Source organism: Spongiibacter sp. UBA1325, from assembly GCF_002306875.1.
Taxonomy (GTDB): Bacteria; Pseudomonadota; Gammaproteobacteria; order Pseudomonadales; family Spongiibacteraceae; genus Spongiibacter; species Spongiibacter marinus.
Genome location: NZ_DBTD01000010.1, coordinates 285,022 through 304,300, shown reverse-complemented (window position 1 = coordinate 304,300; position 19,279 = coordinate 285,022). Strand labels below are relative to the sequence as shown.

The window sequence follows — 19,279 nt, the reverse complement described above, 5'->3', positions numbered from 1 at the left end:
GACAAGCAGGAGGCCGTAGTGGACGGACAACATGAGCAGGCCACTGCCCGTAAGGCGCAGTGGTTGCACTCCGAAGCAGAGTGCGTTGAGCAGGTGCGCCAGCGCTTGGGGAATACATTAACGCTGGCGCTACCGCTGGGCTTGGGCAAGCCCGTTGCCCTGGTCGATGCGTTTTACCAACAAGCCTGCAAGCACCCTGAGCTTTCCCTTACGGTGATGACAGCGCTTACCCTGGAGCGTCCGCAAGAGAATGACCCGGTACGCGGGCGCTTATTAACGCCGGTATTTGAACGCCTGTTTCGCCGTTATCGCGAGCCCTTGTATACCACTGCTGAACGTCGCGGCGAGCTACCGCCGAATGTGCAGGTGCACGAGTTTTATTTTAAGGCTGGTGCCCGCCTTGGTAATCCGATAGCGCAACAAAACTATGTAAGTAGCAACTATACCCATGCGGCTCGTGATATCAGTGAGCGCGGTTGCAATGTGGTCATGCAGTTGCTCGCCCGGCATGCCGATGGTCGGCTGAGTATGAGTTGCAACCCGGATACCTCCAATGCCTTGCTAGAGCGATTGCGCGCAAAGGCTGAGCCATTTGTCGCTATTGGCGTGGTACACGACGAGCTGCCTTTTATGGTTGGCGATGCCGAAGTTAGTGAACAGCACTTTGACTATCTGTTGAACAATGACAGCCAGCAGCACGGCTTGTTTGCGGTACCGCGTTTGCAGCCGGTTCCCGCTGCCGACTATGCAATTGGGCTGATCGCCAGCAGTTTGGTTAAAGATGGTGGAACGCTTCAACTGGGCATTGGCAGTATGGGTGATGCGATTGTGCAGTCGCTAATGCTCAGGGATCAGCGCAATGACAGCTATCAGCAACTGCTAAAGCAATTGGGTGTTAGCGCCTCGCTCAGCGATCAAGTAGGTGGGCGTTTACCGTTTGAACACGGCCTTTACGGCGCCACCGAGATGTTTGTGGAGGGTTTTCTTTCGCTGTTCGACAGCGACATTTTGCGCCGCGAAGTATACGATTTCTGGGCGTTGCAGCAGCTGATTAACGAGGGGCGTTGCCAGCCCGACAATTTACAGGCGGACTGTTTGACCGCTATGGCAGACGTCGGTGTGCGAGAGCTACGCGGTAAGGACTTTGAGGTATTGCAGTACCACGGTTTTTTCCGGGATGACTGCCGCTATCGCGAGGGCCGCCTGATCGCGGCAAGTGGTGAATCCTGCGCGGCGAATATGGCGAACCCGTCGAGTCAGCGGTTTATCGCCGAACACTGTCTGGGAAGGGCGTTGCGCAATGGCAAAGTATTGCACGGGGGCTTCTTTCTGGGCAGCGAAGACTTTTACGCTCGATTGCGCGCGCTACCAGAGGAGCGCCGTCGACAGCTTGCGATGTGCGGTGTCGATAAGATCAATCAACTCGATCTGAACCCACGGCTATTCCGTGCGCAGCGGCGGGACGCACGGTTTATCAACACAGGATTGAATGTGAGCTTAAACGGTGCCGTCGCCTCCGATACTTTGGAGAGTGGCCAGGTTATTTCCGGTGTCGGCGGGCAATACAATTTCGTCGCGATGGCCCACCAACTTCAAACGGGGCGCTCTGTGCTGATGATCCGCTCGCATCGTCGGGGCGCTTCCGGCCCGGAGTCGAATATTGTGCCGCACTACGGTGCCTGCACTATTCCGCGTCACCTGCGGGACCTTATTGTTACCGAGTACGGTGTTGCCGATTTGCGGGGTAAGTCAGATCGCGAGGTAGCCGAGGCGCTTATTGCCATTGCCGATAGTCGATTCCAGCCTGAGTTGATCCGCTATGCGCAGCAAGCGGGTAAGCTTCCCGCTGATTTTGTATTGCCTGAGTCGCAGCGCAGCAATACGCCGCAGCGCATTCAGACAATCATTGCCCGTGCGGCAGAGCAGGGTCTGTGTCCGCCGTACCCACTGGGCTGCGATTTTAGTGATGGTGAGCTGCGAGCGGCTAAACGGCTTCTCAAGGTAAAGAATATGAGTGCCTTGCAGCGATGTCGCACATTGTTGCAGTCAACGCCGATAGATAGTGCCTCAGATGAACTGTTAGAGTTGCTCGCGCTGAAGCAGGTAAGCGGGCTAAAACAGCGCCTTTTGCGCCGACTATTGCTGGCAGTCGACGATTGAATTTGTGGCTCTGCTCACATTTTGAACAATTGGCTTGTCGGTCATCGAGCTCCGCAAGTTATTGATAATGAGGCTAAATATAGTCGTTAGCGATAGTGGGGTAGGGGAAAATGCCTGCTGCTGTCGCCGTCTGTTTTCGCTAGTGTGAAGGCTACTGAATTGCACGCCGCGACATAAGTTCTTGTTTGCGACGGCCCAGCGAAAAGCAATAGGTGACGTATGAAGGCAGTAATGGCAACGAAAGTATTGATTGGGTGTTTGAGTGTGTCGGCGTGGTGTTATGGCGCGGAACCTGAGCAGTGCTTGAACTGGACAGTTGAAACCCATAATTCCGCCTCGAAAGCCTCCAGTTGCGCCTATTACATGCGCGACAAGGTGTCCACGCGCTTCCTCGTACAAAACCAGTGTGAGAGTAGAGTGTCAGGGGTTTTCAGTTACACGCGAGAAGATGCGGTACGGCCGCTGAGTGTACAGGCCTTTGATGTTGAACCGGGGGAGGTTGAAGAGGTGGCGAACCCTTGTGACGAAGCCGGTGACTGGCGCATTCAGGTGTCGCAAGTCAGTTATTAAGAACCTGCCTTGTCGCCGCCCTGTTGCGGTAGTTTTCGCCAGACAAAAAAAAGCGCTGCATATTTGCAGCGCTTTTTTTATGCCAGAAGACCTAGCGAAGTTCGAAGCGAGCCGGGTCCATGCCCATAACGCTTTCGGTGCTGCTGTCCATTGACGCTGCGTGAGCTTTCGCGCGAGGTAACAGGCGAGAGAAGTAAAACTCAGCCGTTTCCAGCTTGGCTTTGTAGAACTCGCTGTCGCCTTCACCGGCTTCCAGCTTGTTCGCGGCAACTTCCGCCATCATAGCCCAGTAGTAGGCCATAGACAGGTAGCCTGAGTACATCAGGAAGTCATAGGACGCGGCTGATACGGCATCGCGGTTACGGCTGGCGCGCGCGACCATTTTGATGGTTTTCCAGTTCAGGCCCAGGGTGTAGCCAATCAGCTTGGCACTGTGGCCACGGCGCTTGCCGCTGATCAGGTTTTTGAAGCCAAATTTGTAAAGCTTTTTGCTGAAGCCTGCGTACAGTTTAAAGCCATCCAGAACCACTTTTCGGCCGATCAGGTCCATCGCCTGAATACCGGTTGTGCCTTCGTACATGGTGGCAATACGTGCGTCGCGGTAAATCTGCTCCATACCGTGCTCAGTGATGAAGCCGTGGCCACCGTAAACCTGCATGGCATTGCTGGCAGATTCCAAACCGGTTTCTGTCAGGAAGGCCTTCAGGATAGGAGTTAAGAAGCCCAGCTCGTTTTCCGCTGCGTCGCGCTCTTCCTGAGTGTTGGCGTGAACCATTACGTCAGAGTATTTGGCGGCGTCGTAAATCATTGCGCGGCCACCTTCAGCAAAGGCGCGAGCTGTTAACAGCATGCGGCGCACATCGCCGTGGTGGATGATTGCATCGCCGGCTTTGTCGGGGTTTTTAGTGCCTGACAGGGCGCGCATAGAGTGGCGCTCCATCGCGTAGGGCCAGGCGTTCTGGTAAGCCAACTCTGACGCAGCCAGGCCTTGGATGGCCGTGCCGATACGGGCGGTATTCATGAAGGTGAACATGGCCGCCAAGCCTTCGTTCTCTTTGCCCAACATATAACCGGTGGCATCGTCGAAATTGATAACGCAGGTCGCGTTGCCGTGGATACCCATTTTCTTTTCGATGCTGCCACAGGCAACGCCGTTGCGCTCAGTGATGTTGCCGTCGTTGTCAGACAGGAACTTGGGCACGATGAACAGAGAAATACCCTTAGTGCCTTCCGGCGCGCCGGGTGTGCGGGCGAGTACGATGTGGACAATATTTTCGGCCAGGTCGTGTTCGCCAGCAGAAATAAAGATCTTGGTGCCGGTCAGTTTGTAACTGCCGTCTTCTTGTGGCTCGGCCTTGCTCTTCATTTGACCGAGGTCAGAACCGCAGTGGGGTTCGGTCAAGCACATGGTGCCGGTCCAGGTGGCTTCGCAGAGCTTGCGCAGGTATAGGCCTTTCTGCTCTTCAGTGCCGTGTACGTAAAGCGTGTTCATCGCGCCGAGGCTCAGGCCTGGGTACATGCCCCAGCTCCAGTTGGCGGTGCCGACCAGCTCTGATTTGATCAAACCCATTGACATCGGCAGGCCCTGGCCGCCGTATTCTGCAGGGTGAGACAAGCCCTGCCAGCCGCCCTCTACCCACATATCGTAGGCTTCTTTGAAACCGGGAGGAGTGGTGACTTCGCCGTCTTTCCATACACAGCCGTGCTCGTCGCCGCTTTGGTTGAGAGGCGCAAGGACTTCTTCAGAGAATTTTGCCGCTTCGCCAATGATGGCATCGATCATGTCGGGGGTGGCTTCTTCGCCGCCGGGGATCTGGGCATAGTGTGCTTGGTAGTCGAGCACATCGTTGATCACAAAATCGATATCGCGTACCGGGGCCTTGTAAGTAGTCATGGCTGCCTCGTGGTTGTCTATTCGCTGTCGGAGGAATTCCCAGTGAGGAATTCAGCTAGGTGGCGGAGCATAACGAAAGCGTTGCGGCGACAAATTGGCCGTGCCAACCAATAAAAAATGACAATTGGGTCAATGTAGACACGAGCTGTTGTCAAAAAAGCGCGAGGTCGCTGGCTCAGCGGCGCCCCGCTATGCTTGAGAGATATGCGGTCAGGAGGGATACTGGGGGTTCGCGTTCTCGCAGGTGGAGTTGTCAGCATGAATGTTGATTTTTCAATTTGCATGGAGCGCCATCCGCTACCCGCGGGTGGCTATTTGGCCCAGCTTACGCTGAATGCGCCGTCGCGGCGCAATGCCATTACCCCGGAGATGGCCGAGCGTTTGCACCGGGCACTTCTTGGCCTGCGCGACGACCCCGAGGCGGTGGCAGTACTGCTCGATGGCGCTGGCGACGGCGGTTTTTGTGGCGGTGCTGATGCTCAGCGTATGTTGGCGTCGGCACTGGCCAATCCGGGGGGCGCCGCCGTCGAAGCGGAGGCCTTTCTATGCTGTGGCTATATTTCAGCGTTTTTGATTCACACTTTCCCCAAACCAGTAATTTGCTGGGGTGACGGCAGAGTAATGGGGGCCGGCCTGGGCCTGATGGCGGGTGCCAGCCACCGCATTGTCACTGAGCACAGTCGCTTATCGGTGCCCGAGGCGAGTATTGGTTTACTGCCGAACGCGGGCGCGGGCTGGTATTTGGGGAAGATGCCCGGCGAAACCGGTTTGTATATGGCACTGACCGGCGTGCAACTGGGTGCGGCGGATGCCCTGTATGCCGGGCTTGCCGACTACTGCTGGGCATCGGCGGAAAAATCGACCCTGTTGCGCAGTTTATTGCACTTGCCCTGGTGCGACGACTCCTCGGCGAATCACGAGATGCTGACCGATGCGCTCACTGACTGGGAAGTGGAACAGGGTATTTGCTTGCAGCACGCGCCGCTGAAAACGCACCGGCAATGGATAGACCAGCATTGCCGTGAATCCTGCCCGGCAAGCCTTGAGTCCGCTTTAGCGGGCGCCGCGCCGCGCGACGCCTGGTTGTCGGAATCGCTGGCGGGCCTTCGTCGAGGCGCCGCGAGTGCCCATAAACTAATTGTTCGCCAGTTTGAGCGCAGTCGCGGTTTGGGGCTGGCCGATGTGTTGCGTCTGGAAATGACCCTGGCAGCGAACCGGCTTCGCGACCCGGAGTTTGCCGAAGGGGTGCGCGCGCGCTTCAAAGACCGCGACCAGGACCCTCACTGGTGCTACCGCAGCGTGGCCGAGGTGCCGGACGAGGAAATTGAGGCGCTTTTTGTGCCGCCCTGGCAGCAGCACCCCCTGACCGCGCTGGGATAAGATGCACGAGGCGTTTATTGCGCTTCAGCCAGGATGTCCTCGTCGGTGTCTATTTGACGCGGAGCGGATATCCAGTTGTCGAGAGCATCTAGCATATCGCTGCGCCGCCGCTTCAGGCCACTAAATGCCAGCAGTGGCGCAACATGGCCACCGTCGCTCACAAACAACTCCGCAGAACTCCCCGCTGACCACAGTAATTCAACCAGCCGCTGACTATTGCGCACACTAACTGTCGTGTCGTCGCGACCGTGTATGAGCAGCGCTGGCGGGTGATTGGCGCTGACAAAGTTCACCGTGTTGCCCTCTGGGTAACGCTCTGGTGGGCCGAAGATCGCCGCCACCTTCTTTGCCTTCGGTGGCAGGAAGTCGTAGGGGCCAGATAGCCCGAAGACACCACTCAGCCACGCTGGGCTGCCACCTTCTGCACGAAGGTAACGTTCATCCAAGGCGAGCATCAGGGCACTGTGTGCACCGGCAGAGTGACCACCGACATAGAGTTGCTTCGGGTCGCCGCCGTACTGCGCGGCAATTTTGCGCACGGCTGCCACGGCGCTCGCGGCATCTTCAATAAACGCGGGAAAACGCACTTCGGGGAATAAGCGGTAACTGATGATGACGGCAAGATAGCCTCGCTGAGCCAGGGTCTCGCCCACAAAGCGATACTCGCTGCGCTCGCCAGATGACCAGTAACCGCCGTGAATAAAAACCACCACAGGAAGATTATTGCCCTGCTCGGGGCGATACAGGTCAAACTTGTGTCGGGGGTGCTCGCCATAGGACTGCGCTGGTATATGCGTGGCACCGGAGCCGGGCGTCAGGGCATTGATAAGATGCATGGCGCAGCCGGTTATTGAAAAAAATGCCATAAGGAGTCCTGTCCACCGAAGAGCACAACTGAGATTGCTGAAAATAGGGCTCATTAGAGCGTGATTCCGTATTGGATAAAAGCGTGTTTACGGTGTGGTGCCGCAGTTGTGATCAGAAGAATAATTTTTGCCTATCAATTTTATAGATATAATCGAATTTATCTATTTTTGGTGCGCGGTTAAGGTGAAAGCCAGCAATGAGGATTGAGGGCAAATACCATGAAAAAAACTCTGAGCTTTGCCGTGATGCATTTCAGCGTGGCCTTTGCCGTGGCTTATATACTGACTGGCAGTGTATTGATCGGTGGGCTGTTAGCCTTGGTTGAGCCAGCAGTGAACACGGTGGCGTTTTACTTCCACGAGCAATTTTGGCAGCGGCTGCAGTCATCCAGACCGCAGCCAGCGGAGGTGTTATCCGTTTAACAGATGCTGTATCAGTGCCACCACGATACCGACGGCAACCAGGGGCAGTATCCAGCGGCTGATCCGCTGTTGCTGCTCAGGGCTTGCCCGCGGCGCGTATTTTTCAATTAGTGGTACAAGCAAAAACAGCGAGATAAATATCGCCGCAACAAGGGCTAGCATGGTAGCCATAGCGTCGCCTCTCCTTTATTGAAAACGCCTACTGGCCGCGCCACTTTACCTGGTACAGGTCGTGACGTCGGTCGCGAAGATTCTGCACGGTGCCACTATTGCGGGCGACGTGCAGGCTTTCTGGTCGCAGGTCTGCAATGGCAACGGTTTCGACATTGGGCGTGGTGTCAGCGGCAATGCCGTCGCGGGCAAAGGAGAAATCGCAGGGTGTCAGAATGCAGCTCTGTGCATACTGAATGTCCATATTCGCCACGTTGGGAAGGTTGCCGACATTGCCCGACATCACGACATAGATTTGGTTTTCCACCGCCCGTGCCTGACAACAGTAGCGTACGCGCATATAGCTCTGGCGTTCGTCTGTGCAAAACGGCACGAACAGGATCTGAGCGCCCTGGTTCACGAGGTGGCGTGATAATTCGGGGAATTCCGAGTCGTAACAGATCAATACGCCAATGGGACCGCAGTCGGTGTCTATAGTATTCAGGCTGCTGCCGCCCTCAATATTCCACCAATACGCCTCGTTGGGGGTCGGGTGGATTTTCGGTTGCTCGTCGATGCGGCCATCGCGATGAAAGACATAGGAGATATTTTCCACCCGTCCATTGGCGACGCGGGTAGGGTGGGAGCCGCCGATAATATTGATGTTGTAGCGCACGGCGAGGTCTTGCATGGCTTCGCAGTAGCGCGGCGTGTATTTGGTTAGGGCTTCAATGGATTCTGCTGGGCTGAGCTCTTGGTCTTCAATGGAGAGGAGCTGGAGGGTAATCAGCTCAGGGAAGACCACAAAATCCGCTTTGTAGTCGGCGACGACATCGACGAAGTATTCCACGAAGGACATGAATTCCGCGAAGGATTGCACTTTGCGCTGCATGTATTGCACTGTGCCAACGCGCACGGTATCCGCTTGCCTGCCACCAAATTCGCTGGTTTGGGTGATATAGGCGTCTCTGGCGATCTTCGGGTTGTGCCATACCAGGTGGGCGCCAAAGCCCAGCGAGTCCCGGTCGGCGCTGAGGTAGTTTTCAACCACACCCAAAACCTCAAAACCGTTGCCAATCTGGAATGACAGTACCGGGTCGCGCACCTGTTTTTGCATTACAGCGTCAAGGTAGGCTTCGGCACTGCCGAAACGGCGCAAACGCTTGGCCAGCCCTGGCAGGCGACCGACAAAAACAATGCCCTTCAGCGACAGGGACTCGCAGAGTTTTTTACGGGCATTGTAGAGCCGTTGGCCAATGCGATAACCGCGCACACTTTTGTCGACACACACCTCCATGCCATACAGCCATTCGCCATTGGGGTCGTGGCGGGTGCCGTAGCCATTGGCCGTTATCGACTCCCATGTGTGGGGCTGCAGGCATACTTTGCCGCTGACGCGAAACGTGGCGCAGTAGCCGACGATGTCTTCGTCGAGGGTGACCACAAACTTCCCCTCCGGGAAGTGGCTGAGCTGACCGCGCAGTTCCGCCGGTGAGTAGGGGTCGATGCCGGTGCCCTGATACACCCGACGGGACAAATTGACGATGCCCGGAATATCGCCGCGTTGGGCGGTTCTTACATGCAGCCGTTTGCCCGAGGCGGTGAGCTTTTCGCCGCCTCGTGAAGCCGATTTTGCCATTCTATGATCTCGCTAGCGTACGGGAAGGTGGAAACTATTCACTGGTTTTCGCGCTGGACGCACGGCGCTTCGCAGGCGTTTTACGGGCGGATGGCTTGGCCTTGGTTTGGGTTTTGCTTTCCGAGTCGCGCTTGGTTGCCAGGCCGCTCACTGTTTTCAACAGGCGAGTGGTCATATCCAGCGTTTTCATGCCCTCGGTGAAAGCCGTTTTGGCGATTTGCTGCACCATCTCCGTATCGCCTTCGGTGATGCGTTTTTGCACAGAGTCCCAAATAGGCTGCATATCGGGCAGGCCGACTAAGCGCCGCAGCTCTTCGGGTTCGATCTCCAGTTCTAAATGTACTTTCATTCAAGGTGCTCCTTGTGGATATGCTGAGTATGCCACTGGCAAAGCAAGGGTCAATCACCTGTTGTTCGCGAATCGCATTATTTTTGTAGCTGTCTCAAAACGTACTGCAAAATGCCGCCGCAGCGGAAGTATTCGGCCTCCTGCAGGGTGTCGATCCGGCTGTGGGCAAGCACTTCATGACGACTGCCGTCGGCCCGCGATAGGATTACTCGCACGGCTTGCTTGGGCGTTAATTCAGCGTCGCAGGGAATCAAATCAACCTCTTCCAAGCCATTGAGATCAAGCATGGTCAAGGAAACTTCACCGTCCAGTTCAAGTGGTAAAACACCCATACCAATCAGATTGGAGCGGTGAATGCGCTCAAAGCTCTCCGCAATCACGGCGCGAATGCCCAGTAGCAATGTGCCTTTGGCAGCCCAGTCACGGCTAGAGCCCGTGCCGTATTGTTTGCCGGCGATAACAACCAGTGGCGTGTTGGTCGCGCGGTACTTTTCTGCTGCTGCGAAAATGGTGGTGACATCCTCACCATTGGGGGCCAGTGTAAAGCCGCCTTCTTTCTCGACCATGCGATTGTTCAGCCGGGTATTGGCGAAGGTGCCTCGCAGCATCACTTCGTGGTTGCCCCGCCGCGAGCCATAGGAGTTAAAGTCAGCAGGCTCGATACCCAGGCTTTGTAGATAGTGGCCGGCGGGGCTGTCGTCGGCGATTTTACCCGCTGGCGAAATATGGTCGGTGGTGATGCTGTCGCCAAATACGCCAAGTATTCTGCCGTTGCGCAAGGCATCGAGCTGTTGCTTGGGGGCGGCGATATCGCTAAAGAAACCGGGCAGGCGAATATAACTGGAGTCATCTTGCCAGTGGTACGTCTGCCCGGTGGGGGCGTCGAGCTGGCGCCATTCCTCGGTGCCTTTAAAAACGTCGTCGTAGGCCTCTCGATACATGCCACCGCTGACGATTTTGCGCACCTCATGGATTTCTGCGGTGGTTGGCCACAGGTCTCGCAGAAACACCGGTTGTTCCTTGCTGTCGTGCGCGATGGGGTCGTTTTGCAGGTCGATCAAACTGGTACCGGCCAGCGCGAAGGCGACAACCAGCGGCGGTGAAGCCAGCCAGCTCGCTTTAATTTGCGGGTGAATGCGGCCCTCGAAGTTTCGGTTGCCGGAGAGCACCGCCGACACCAGCATATCGCCGTCGTCGATGGCTTTGGCAACAGGTTCCGGCAGCGGACCGGAATTGCCGATACAGGTGGTGCAGCCGTAGCCAACGATATCAAAGCCCAGTGAATCCAAATCGTCTTGCAGGCCGCTATCGGCCAGATACTGGCTGACAACTTTGGAGCCGGGGGCCAGGGAGGTTTTCACCCAGGGTTTAACGCGAAGACCGCGCTCGCGGGCTTTGCGTGCCAGCAGCCCAGCGGCGATCATCACGTCAGGGTTGGACGTGTTGGTGCAGCTGGTAATCGCCGCCAACACAACATCGCCGTGCTGCAGGGGTTGGTTCATGTCCGGGATGGGTGTCTGCTGATCGAGGTCGCGCCCCTGCAATTCAATATAGTCGCGCATTGCCTGGCCTAATTGAGGCAGTGAGACGCGGTCCTGTGGCCGACTGGGGCCAGCCAGGCTGGGTTCAACAGCGCTCAGGTCGAGGCTCAATGTGGTGGTAAATACCGGTTTGTCGCCGGCGGAGCGCCACAGCCCCTGCGCTTTGCAATAGGCCTCTGTCAGCGCAATAGTGTCGGCGCTGCGGCCGGAGAGCTTCATGTAGGCCAGAGTGGCGTCGTCGACGGGAAAGTAACCACAAGTGGCGCCGTACTCGGGTGCCATATTGGCGATGGTCGCCCGGTCGGCAACGCTCAGTTCGCCGAGGCCGTCGCCGAAAAATTCCACAAACTTGCCAACAACGCCCTGTTTGCGCAGTAGCTCCACCACCGTCAGCACCAGGTCGGTGGCGGTAACTCCCTCGCGAAGGGCGCCGCGCATTTCAAAACCGACAACATCGGGAACCAGCATGGAATAGGGCTGGCCCAGCAGCGCCGCTTCGGCTTCTATACCGCCCACTCCCCAGCCCAATACTCCCAGGCCATTGACCATCGGGGTGTGGCTGTCGGTGCCCAGGACGGTGTCGGGATAGGCGAGAGGGCCGTCGTCATCCTGCCCTTGAAATACTACCTGCGCTAAGTATTCGAGGTTAACCTGATGGCAAATGCCTGTGCCCGGTGGCACAACATTGAAGTTTTCAAAGGCGGACTGCCCCCACTTTAAAAACCGATAGCGCTCGACGTTGCGCTGCATTTCCTTGCTAACGTTTTCCTGAAAGGCCTGGGCGGAGCCAAATTGGTCGACGGTCACCGAGTGGTCGATAACCAAGTCCACGGGGATTTGCGGGTTGATTACTGACACGTCGCCACCGCGCTGGGCGACGGCATCGCGCATGGCCGCCAGATCGACTATGGCAGGCACACCTGTGAAGTCCTGCATCAGTACACGTGCCGGCGAGAAGTTGACATCGGCGCCGCCGCTGGCCTTATCTGTCCATTGGCACAGGGTGTCGACGATATGCTCATCGACCTGCGCGCCGTCGAAGTGACGCAACTGATTTTCCAGCAAAATTTTAAGCGACTTGGGCAATCGCTCAACGCCGGGTGAATCGAGTTTTTTTAGGTCGTAATAGCGGAAGTGTTTTCCTGAACAAGTCAGCTCAGAGAGCCATGATTCCCTACTTTTCATTACCGCCCCCTCAATCATGTGATAACGCCAGTGCAGGCCTAATGCTTTGACTACAACCCTAGCACAAGGTTGCGTGGATGAAAGCGGCTTACCTTGCCGCGCCGCCGCTAAAGCATCGCGTTTTTCAGGTCGCGACGGCGGAGGCGAAGGTGTAAGCTTGCAGGCGTTTTGCCCTGTTGTGGGGCGTGATCATGGAAAGCGGCGAGGATGCTATGACAGTAATTGAAAACACCATCAACGGACTGATGAGCAGTAGTCCAGCACAGTCGGAGTTCTACCAGGCCGTCGAGGAGGTGTTGGAGTCGCTGGAGCCGTTGTTGGAGAAGGAGCGTCGCTACACTGAACACAGCATTATCGAGCGGATGGTCGAGCCAGAAAGACAAATTATGTTCCGGGTGCCCTGGGTCGACGACGCTGGTTGCGTGCAGGTAAACAAGGGGTATCGCATTGAATTCAATTCGGCGCTGGGGCCCTACAAAGGCGGCTTGCGCTTTCACCCGTCGGTAAACGCAGGGATTATCAAATTCCTCGGCTTTGAGCAGATATTTAAAAATGCCCTGACGGGCCTGGAAATTGGCGGGGGCAAAGGGGGCGCGAATTTTAACCCCAAGGGCCGCTCGGATCGCGAGATCATGCGATTTTGCCAATCGTTTATGACGGAGTTATACCGCCATATCGGCCCTCACACCGACGTTCCCGCGGGGGATATTGGCGTTGGTGCGCGTGAAATTGGCTATATGTTTGGTCAGTACAAGCGGCTGACAGGTCGCTACGAGGGTGTGCTAACTGGCAAGGGGCCCCTGTGGGGAGGCTCGTTGGGACGGCGCGAGGCCACCGGTTATGGCTGTGTGTATTTTGCGCAAACGATGATGAAGGCCCACGACGAAAGCCTGGATGGTAAAACCTGTTTAGTTTCCGGCGCGGGCAACGTGGCGATCCACACCATTGAAAAACTCCGTCAGATTGGCGCCCGTCCAGTGAGCTGCTCCGACTCAACGGGCACCTTATACGACGCTCATGGCATTGATGTGGAAATTTTGAAACAGATCAAGTTGGAGCGGCGCGAGTCCCTTGAGGCCTATCTGCACGAGTTTCCCAAAGCCGAATTCACGCCCATAGATGATTACCCCGAAGACGGCCACGCGGTGTGGCGAATGGAGGGCGAGGTCGCCTTTCCCTGTGCAACGCAGAACGAATTGACGGAGGCCGATGCCCAGGCGCTCTTGGCTAACGGCTGCCTGTGCGTCTGCGAGGGCGCCAATATGCCTTGCGAGCCCGCGGCGGCGGAGTTATTGATGCGTGAGGAAATCCTCTATGGCCCGGGTAAAGCTGCCAATGCCGGTGGCGTGAGCGTCAGTCAGTTTGAGATGAGCCAGAATGCCAGCATGCGCCGCTGGACTTTTGAACAAGTGGACGAGCGACTGCAGCGTGTGATGGCGGATATTTATGCCCGCTGCAGCGCGGCAGCGAAGGAATTTGGCGAGTCGGAGAACTTGGTTGTGGGCGCAAATATTGCGGGCTTTCGCCGCGTCGCTGATGCGATGATCGAACAGGGTGTGGTGTAAGGGCAGAGGGTAGCGGTGCAGGGCAATCTTGCCGTGGAGGATAAATGTCTTCAGTAATCGTATTTCTCGACTTTTTTGGTATCGCGGTGTTTGCGATGTCGGGTGCGCTGACCGCCGGCCACAAGCAGCTGGATATATTCGGCGTACTGGTTGTGGCCCTGATCGCCTGCCTGGGCGGCGGCACGCTGCGCGATGTGATCCTCGGTGCGCACCCTGTGATATGGGTGGCTAACCCCGCCTATCTCTATGTGGGCATTAGCGCGGCGATGGTGGTTTTTGTGCTGGCGAGATTTGTGAGGCTACCGCTGCGCACGCTGGAGGTGTGCGATGCGATCGGGCTGGCCTTCTTCACCTTGGCAGGCTTGCAAAAAGCGCAGTCACTGGGTCACAGCGCTGATATCGCCTTGTTGATGGGCCTGATGACAGGGGTTGCCGGCGGTATTCTTCGCGACGTGTTATGCAATGAAATCCCGCTGATATTTCAGCGGGAAATATACGCAACCGCGGCGATCGCCGGTGGCGCGCTGTTCCTGGTTTTACAGGGGCTAGGCGTTGCGGGCAGCGTTGCCCTGTTTTTGGCCATGGCCACCATACTTATACTGCGCCTAACAGGTGTGTTTTTTGGTCTGTCGCTGCCGCGCTTCCTGCTGAGCAAGCCCTAACGATCAAGCTGCTGGTGGCGGTATTGCGCCGGCGTGAGCTGCGTCCAGTTTTTAAAGGCGCGACTAAAGGCACTTTGCTCGGAGAATCCCAGTAGCGCCGCCACCTCGCCGAGTTGCAGTCGTGGATCGGCCAGATAATCTTCGGCCAGTTGCTGGCGGGTCTGTTGAAGAAGCTGTCGAAAGTTGCAGCCTTCTGCGGCAAGTTTTCGGTGGAGGTGGCGCACCGAGACATGCAGGGTGTCGGCGATGCGTTCGGCGCTGGGTGGCCCCTGGCGCAGTTGGCTGACCAAACGCTGCCTGACGATATTTGCCAGCTCCTGGCCCTGCGGTGCTTCAAGGCTGTTTAAGAGTTTCCGCGCCTGACCCTCCAGCACCTCGATCAGAGCAGGGTCGGCGGTGCGCAGCGGAGTACTGAGCAGGTCCAGCGAGATACTCACCCGCGTTTGGTTATGGCCGAAACTCACCGGGCAGGCAAACCACTGCTGGTATGGCTGCACATTTGCGGGGGCGGGGTTAATAAACTCGACCTTTAGCGGCGCAGCGTCTGGCTGATTGGTGATGTCCCGGCAAAACTGCAGCAGGGCCGCAATCGCAGTCTCGTCGACCAGGGCGCCGGGCCTGCCATTCTCAGCGCTCCAACACAAGTCAATGTAGTCACCGCAGTCCACGCGCTGCATGGGATTCACGTCGTAGATCAATTGGTGGTAGCGCTCCAGGCGTTGCAGCGCGCCGGCAACACTGCCACAGGCCAGCAGTACATAGCCGAGAATTCCCAGGTGACGGGGGGTAATACGTTGTCCCAGGTGCAGGCCTAGCAGCGGGTCATCCAGAGCAGCTGACGCGCGCTGCAGGTAGTCGCGCCAGCGCAATACCGGAAAGCGGCCCATGCCTTGCGGCGCGGGTTCACCGAGTAGCTGCTGCGCATCAATCTGGTGTTCGGCCAAATGCTCGTAGAGCAATTGAACGTAGGTATGGGGCACCACGGCGTTTTGAAGTCGAGTCTGGGGCATTGCGGCACCTTAACATGTCCGAAATGGTCAAATACATGTCGTGTGGCGTCAATCATAATGCCTCGGCAGCGGGAATAATAGCGACAAAAAACGGAGTCCCTATGTTGAATGATGTGATCAGCCAGGTTCAGGCAATTTTCGGCGCCCATGTAGATTGGAAGCAAGTCGTACTGATGGCGGCAACGCCAATCTTTATTGTGGCATTTATCGTCGAGCTCTATGTGCGCAAGGCCAAAGGGCCTGGCCACCGAATGTGGTCGCAGTTTGAATGGCGGGAGATCCTCACCAATCTCGGTTTGGGTGGAAGCTACCAGGTTTTTGAGTTGCTGCTGCACATCGCCATCACCGGGGCGGTGATTAATTGGATCTATCAGTTCCGCGTATTTGATATTCCAGTGAATGCGTGGACGGTTGTGCCCTTGTTCGTGCTGATGGAGTTTTGTTACTACTGGTTCCACCGCGCCAGCCATCGCATCCGCTGGTTTTGGAGTGCGCATGTTGTTCATCACTCCAGCGAAACCATGAATATGACGACGGCGATGCGCCAAAGCCTGCTGTATTCAGTGACTGGCTGGTGGTTGTTCTTCATGCCGATGGTGCTGTTAGGTGTGCACCCAGGCGTTGTATTTACCCTGTACGCGGTGAACCTGTTTTACCAGTATTTCATTCACACCGAGGCGATTGGCAAACTGCACCCCTGGCTGGAGTTTTGGTTTAACACGCCCAGCGCCCACCGCGTTCACCACGGTCGCAACCCCGAATATATCGATCGCAACTACGGCGGTGTGCTGATTATTTTTGACCGTATGTTCGGCACGTACACCGAAGAGCAGGACGATAACCCGGTTGAATATGGCATTGTCGACCAGATCCACTCTCACAATATCATCACGCTCAACTTCCACGAGTTTAACGATATGTGGCGGGACGTATTCGCTGCCGATACTGTAAAAGACGGGATCAAACAGTTGGTGCTGCCGCCCAAGTGGGATCGCCCCCAGTCGTAACGCCTATATTGGCCACTGGCGCCGCGTGCTGAAAAGCCCGCGGCGTTTTTGTATCGCGTGGCCGCAAATGCCTACTAATCTGATTCATTATGATGTGTCGTAGTGCGAGGGTCTGCGCTATGATTAAGACACTTGCCTTAACGGCATAACAATAATGAAAACGTAGGAAGTGATGCGATGATGAAGTGCAGTTGTCGGCGGTGGGCCAGTGGCCTGCTTATTGCCTCGCTCGGGGTGGCAGGTTCAGCGGGTGCGCAGCCAGCCTTGGAAGAAGTGGTGGTGACCGCGCAGAAAAAGGCGGAGAGTTTGCAGGACACGCCAATCGCGCTGGATGCCTTTGGTGAAGAGGCATTGGAGCGCGAAGGCATTGGCGGCGTGGGCGATCTTGCCAACAACGTGCCGGCAATGACCATCCAGCCGTTTCCGATCAATACCACCACTCTGCGTATCTATATTCGCGGTATCGGCCTGATCGATGCCCAGATCACCCAGGATCCACCAGTGGGCGTGTATGTCGATGGCGCCTATATCGCCCGTTCTGCGGCTCTAGCTACTGACCTTGCAGATCTAACGCGAATTGAGGTTTTGCGCGGGCCGCAGGGTACGCTCTATGGCCGCAACTCCACCGGCGGTGCCGTTAATCTGATTACTCGCCGCCCCAATGTCGATGCGGCGCAGTTCAAACAGGCATTTACCCTTGGCGACCGCAATCTCTTCAGTAGTAAAACCATGCTGAATACGCCGCTCTGGCAGGGCGCTGCAGCCAAGTTTGCCTACTTCACCAAGCGGGTAGACGGCTATATTGAAAACACCGGCGCAGGTGGTGATTTTGGTGACTCCGACACGATGGGTTACCGCATTGATTTCGCCTGGGATGTTTCAGATAGCGTCCATATCGATTACGCCTATGACCTGGCTGAGGTGACGAACACCAATATGGCCTACTCCCATATCCGGCCTTCCGACCCCATTCCCAATCCAGAGGTCAATCAGGGCATCGCCTTCACTAATTTAATTAACTCGGGGGCGCGGCAGTTTTACAACTTTAATACCTCGGGCAACCGCCCCGACCGAATACACTCGGCTATCCCTATGGAAGAGGCCGATAGCGAAATTTCCGGCCATCAACTGTCGGTCGACTGGCAGATTAGCGAAACACTGGCGGCGAAATACATCTATGCCCAGCGCGAGCTCTACGACAACACGCCAACCATATTGGCAACTGGCGCGCGCAGCGATGGCTACCGCCTAGATAATAGCCCGGTGTTCAGTTTTCCCGTGGCGGCAATACCTGGTGATTCGGCTGTGTGTAGTCCCTGTGTTGGTCGCAGTGAGCAGTACGGGGCAGTTCATCCATTGATCGATCAGGATCAGTTCTCTCACGAATTGCAGTTATCCGGCAGTGCGTTTGCGGGGCGTTTGTCTTACATCACCGGGCTCTATTACTTTGAAGAAGCGGCTACCCAGGGCGCGGGCAAGATAGGGCACCTGCTGTCTGCCCCCTTGGGCAGTACTGCCGATGGCAACAACACCGGCAACCGTATTGAGGTGCTCACCGAGGCGCGTTTTGATATTGAAAACACCGCAATGGCGATGTTTGCGCAGTTTACCTGGCAGCCACCGGTGCTGGACGACCGCCTCAGCCTGACCTTTGGTGCGCGCCATTCCGAAGACAACCGAAAGTCTGCCGCGCTGCGCCGCCAGATCAGTTTTGTGGTGGTGCCGGGCGATTTGGATAACACCGACCGCGACGACAACGACATTGCCACCCAGTTGTCTGATGTCTTTTATGATGTGCGCGGCGATAAAGACTTTAAAGACGATTCCTTTAGCTTCATTGCCGAGTATGAGCTGAGCGACGATATCAACCTCTATTTCAAGGTCAATGAAGCCTACAAAAGCGGTGGCTTCAATACCCGCGAGCAGGTTACTGAGGAGGGCGCTCAGCGTTATATCGACGGCTTTGATGAAGAGAAAGTGACTGCCTACGAGCTGGGACTGAAGTCGCGTTTATTTAGCAATCGCTTACAGGTGAATGCCGATATCTTTCAGCAGGATTTTGTCGATCAGCAGTTGAACTTTAGTGTGCCCAATACCACCAGCGACACCACCGTAGCCAATGCCGGCGAGTCCACACTCAAAGGTTTTGAGATGGACACAACCTGGCTGGCGACAGAGCACCTTATGCTCGTGCTCAACTATGCCTACTTAGATGCGGAAATTGCGCCCAGCCGCAATCCGCTATCTGGCGATGTCGACGATGGCTTCGTGTTTGATTCGGCGCCGCGACATGCCTACACGGCGATGCTTGATTGGACGCTGTGGAGCAGCTTGGACAAGGGCAATATTGCCTTCAATGCCACCTACTCATTTACTGATGAACGCAATGGCGGTGGGCGCAAGGAATTTGCAACCTTCCAGGCGGACCGTCAGGACGACTTCGCCGTGCTGAATGCGCGCCTGGGTTGGTATCAGTTGCCGGTATTTGACGGGGTGTTGGATGTGGCGGTGTGGAGCAAAAATGTGCTCGACGAGGAATACAGTGTTAACAACGTTCACAATTTACCGCAGGCGGGGCGCTCAGTAATGTTTGGTGAGCCGCGCAGCTACGGTCTGGATTTGATCTACAACTGGGGAGGCTAATCGCCTTCGGCTAGGTGAATACCATCTTGTTTTTCCCGTATGAAGGTCAGCTCTGCCGGCCTTTTTTATTGGCTGATGTCGCTCGTTAGTGGCGTCAAGCAAGGCGGCTTAGCACGGTCTTGAGAGGCGGGTAACAACAGTTGATATGGAAGAAAGCGCCCACCAGCGATGCTGGTGGGCAAGCGGCTTAGGGCGCCGTTTGTTGCGGTGCCAGCAGCGGAACCGCAACCGAGCC

Annotated in this window: 15 protein-coding genes; 8 read left to right on the top strand and 7 right to left on the bottom strand. The window is 56.4% G+C overall.

All coding sequences use genetic code 11. The features are described from left to right. Positions 1-18: 18 nt before the first annotated feature. Complete coding sequence (locus tag B3K78_RS13355) at positions 19-2,160, top strand: acetyl-CoA hydrolase/transferase C-terminal domain-containing protein (RefSeq protein WP_286695837.1); 2,142 nt, start codon at positions 19-21, stop codon at positions 2,158-2,160. Positions 2,161-2,391: 231 nt separating this feature from the next. Next, positions 2,392-2,730, top strand: a complete 339-nt coding sequence (locus B3K78_RS13350) for a hypothetical protein (RefSeq protein WP_154653854.1) — start codon at positions 2,392-2,394, stop codon at positions 2,728-2,730. A gap of 91 nt (positions 2,731-2,821) precedes the next feature. Here B3K78_RS13350 and B3K78_RS13345 read toward each other — a convergent pair whose 3' ends face one another. Next, positions 2,822-4,624 (bottom strand): acyl-CoA dehydrogenase C-terminal domain-containing protein, encoded by a 1,803-nt coding sequence (locus tag B3K78_RS13345; protein WP_027873664.1) that lies wholly within the window; start codon positions 4,622-4,624, stop codon positions 2,822-2,824. 258 nt (positions 4,625-4,882) lie between these two features. Between B3K78_RS13345 and B3K78_RS13340 the strand changes: the two genes are divergently transcribed. Further along, on the top strand, positions 4,883-6,004 hold the full coding sequence (locus B3K78_RS13340) for an enoyl-CoA hydratase/isomerase family protein (RefSeq protein ID WP_286695836.1): 1,122 nt from the start codon (positions 4,883-4,885) through the stop codon (positions 6,002-6,004). A 14-nt stretch (positions 6,005-6,018) separates the two neighbouring features. Here B3K78_RS13340 and B3K78_RS13335 read toward each other — a convergent pair whose 3' ends face one another. Further along, positions 6,019-6,870, bottom strand: a complete 852-nt coding sequence (locus B3K78_RS13335; RefSeq protein ID WP_286695835.1) for an alpha/beta hydrolase — start codon at positions 6,868-6,870, stop codon at positions 6,019-6,021. A gap of 219 nt (positions 6,871-7,089) precedes the next feature. Between B3K78_RS13335 and B3K78_RS13330 the strand changes: the two genes are divergently transcribed. Continuing rightward, positions 7,090-7,293, top strand: coding sequence for a DUF2061 domain-containing protein (locus B3K78_RS13330; protein ID WP_027873667.1), 204 nt, complete (start codon positions 7,090-7,092; stop codon positions 7,291-7,293). Here the strand turns inward: B3K78_RS13330 and B3K78_RS13325 are convergent. The 4 genes from B3K78_RS13325 to acnA all read right to left on the bottom strand — a co-directional run bounded on the left by B3K78_RS13325 (position 7,282) and on the right by acnA (position 12,157). Beyond that, a complete protein-coding gene (locus B3K78_RS13325) occupies positions 7,282-7,464 on the bottom strand; it encodes a hypothetical protein (RefSeq protein WP_027873668.1) in 183 nt (60 codons plus the stop codon). The genes B3K78_RS13330 and B3K78_RS13325 overlap by 12 nt on opposite strands. 28 nt (positions 7,465-7,492) lie before the next feature. Beyond that, complete coding sequence (locus B3K78_RS13320; RefSeq protein ID WP_027873669.1) at positions 7,493-9,082, bottom strand: carbon-nitrogen hydrolase family protein; 1,590 nt, start codon at positions 9,080-9,082, stop codon at positions 7,493-7,495. A 34-nt stretch (positions 9,083-9,116) separates the two neighbouring features. Continuing rightward, a complete protein-coding gene (locus tag B3K78_RS13315; protein ID WP_036256002.1) occupies positions 9,117-9,431 on the bottom strand; it encodes a hypothetical protein in 315 nt (104 codons plus the stop codon). A gap of 77 nt (positions 9,432-9,508) precedes the next feature. Next, positions 9,509-12,157, bottom strand: a complete 2,649-nt coding sequence (acnA, locus tag B3K78_RS13310) for an aconitate hydratase AcnA (RefSeq protein WP_286695834.1) — start codon at positions 12,155-12,157, stop codon at positions 9,509-9,511. Between the two features lie 212 nt (positions 12,158-12,369). Between acnA and gdhA the strand changes: the two genes are divergently transcribed. Then, positions 12,370-13,722 (top strand): NADP-specific glutamate dehydrogenase, encoded by a 1,353-nt coding sequence (gdhA, locus tag B3K78_RS13305; protein ID WP_286695833.1) that lies wholly within the window; start codon positions 12,370-12,372, stop codon positions 13,720-13,722. Between the two features lie 44 nt (positions 13,723-13,766). Then, entirely contained in the window at positions 13,767-14,384 is a 618-nt protein-coding gene (locus B3K78_RS13300; RefSeq protein ID WP_286695832.1) for a trimeric intracellular cation channel family protein, read from the top strand. Here B3K78_RS13300 and B3K78_RS13295 read toward each other — a convergent pair. Beyond that, the gene (locus tag B3K78_RS13295; RefSeq protein WP_286695831.1) at positions 14,381-15,394 is read right to left on the bottom strand and encodes an AraC family transcriptional regulator; all 1,014 of its coding nucleotides are present in this window, start codon (positions 15,392-15,394) and stop codon (positions 14,381-14,383) included. The two genes, B3K78_RS13300 and B3K78_RS13295, sit on opposite strands and share 4 nt — an antisense overlap. A 101-nt stretch (positions 15,395-15,495) precedes the next feature. On the opposite strand from B3K78_RS13295, the gene B3K78_RS13290 reads away from it, so the two are divergent. Together B3K78_RS13290 and B3K78_RS13285 are read left to right on the top strand one after the other, a co-directional pair. Beyond that, positions 15,496-16,401: a sterol desaturase family protein gene (locus B3K78_RS13290; RefSeq protein ID WP_286695830.1), complete on the top strand. Its 906-nt coding sequence runs from the start codon at positions 15,496-15,498 to the stop codon at positions 16,399-16,401. A 177-nt stretch (positions 16,402-16,578) separates the two neighbouring features. Beyond that, positions 16,579-19,044 carry a TonB-dependent receptor gene (locus tag B3K78_RS13285; RefSeq protein WP_286695829.1) on the top strand — a complete coding sequence of 822 codons (2,466 nt, stop codon included), beginning with the start codon at positions 16,579-16,581 and terminating at the stop codon, positions 19,042-19,044. The last annotated feature ends 235 nt before the right edge of the window (positions 19,045-19,279 follow it).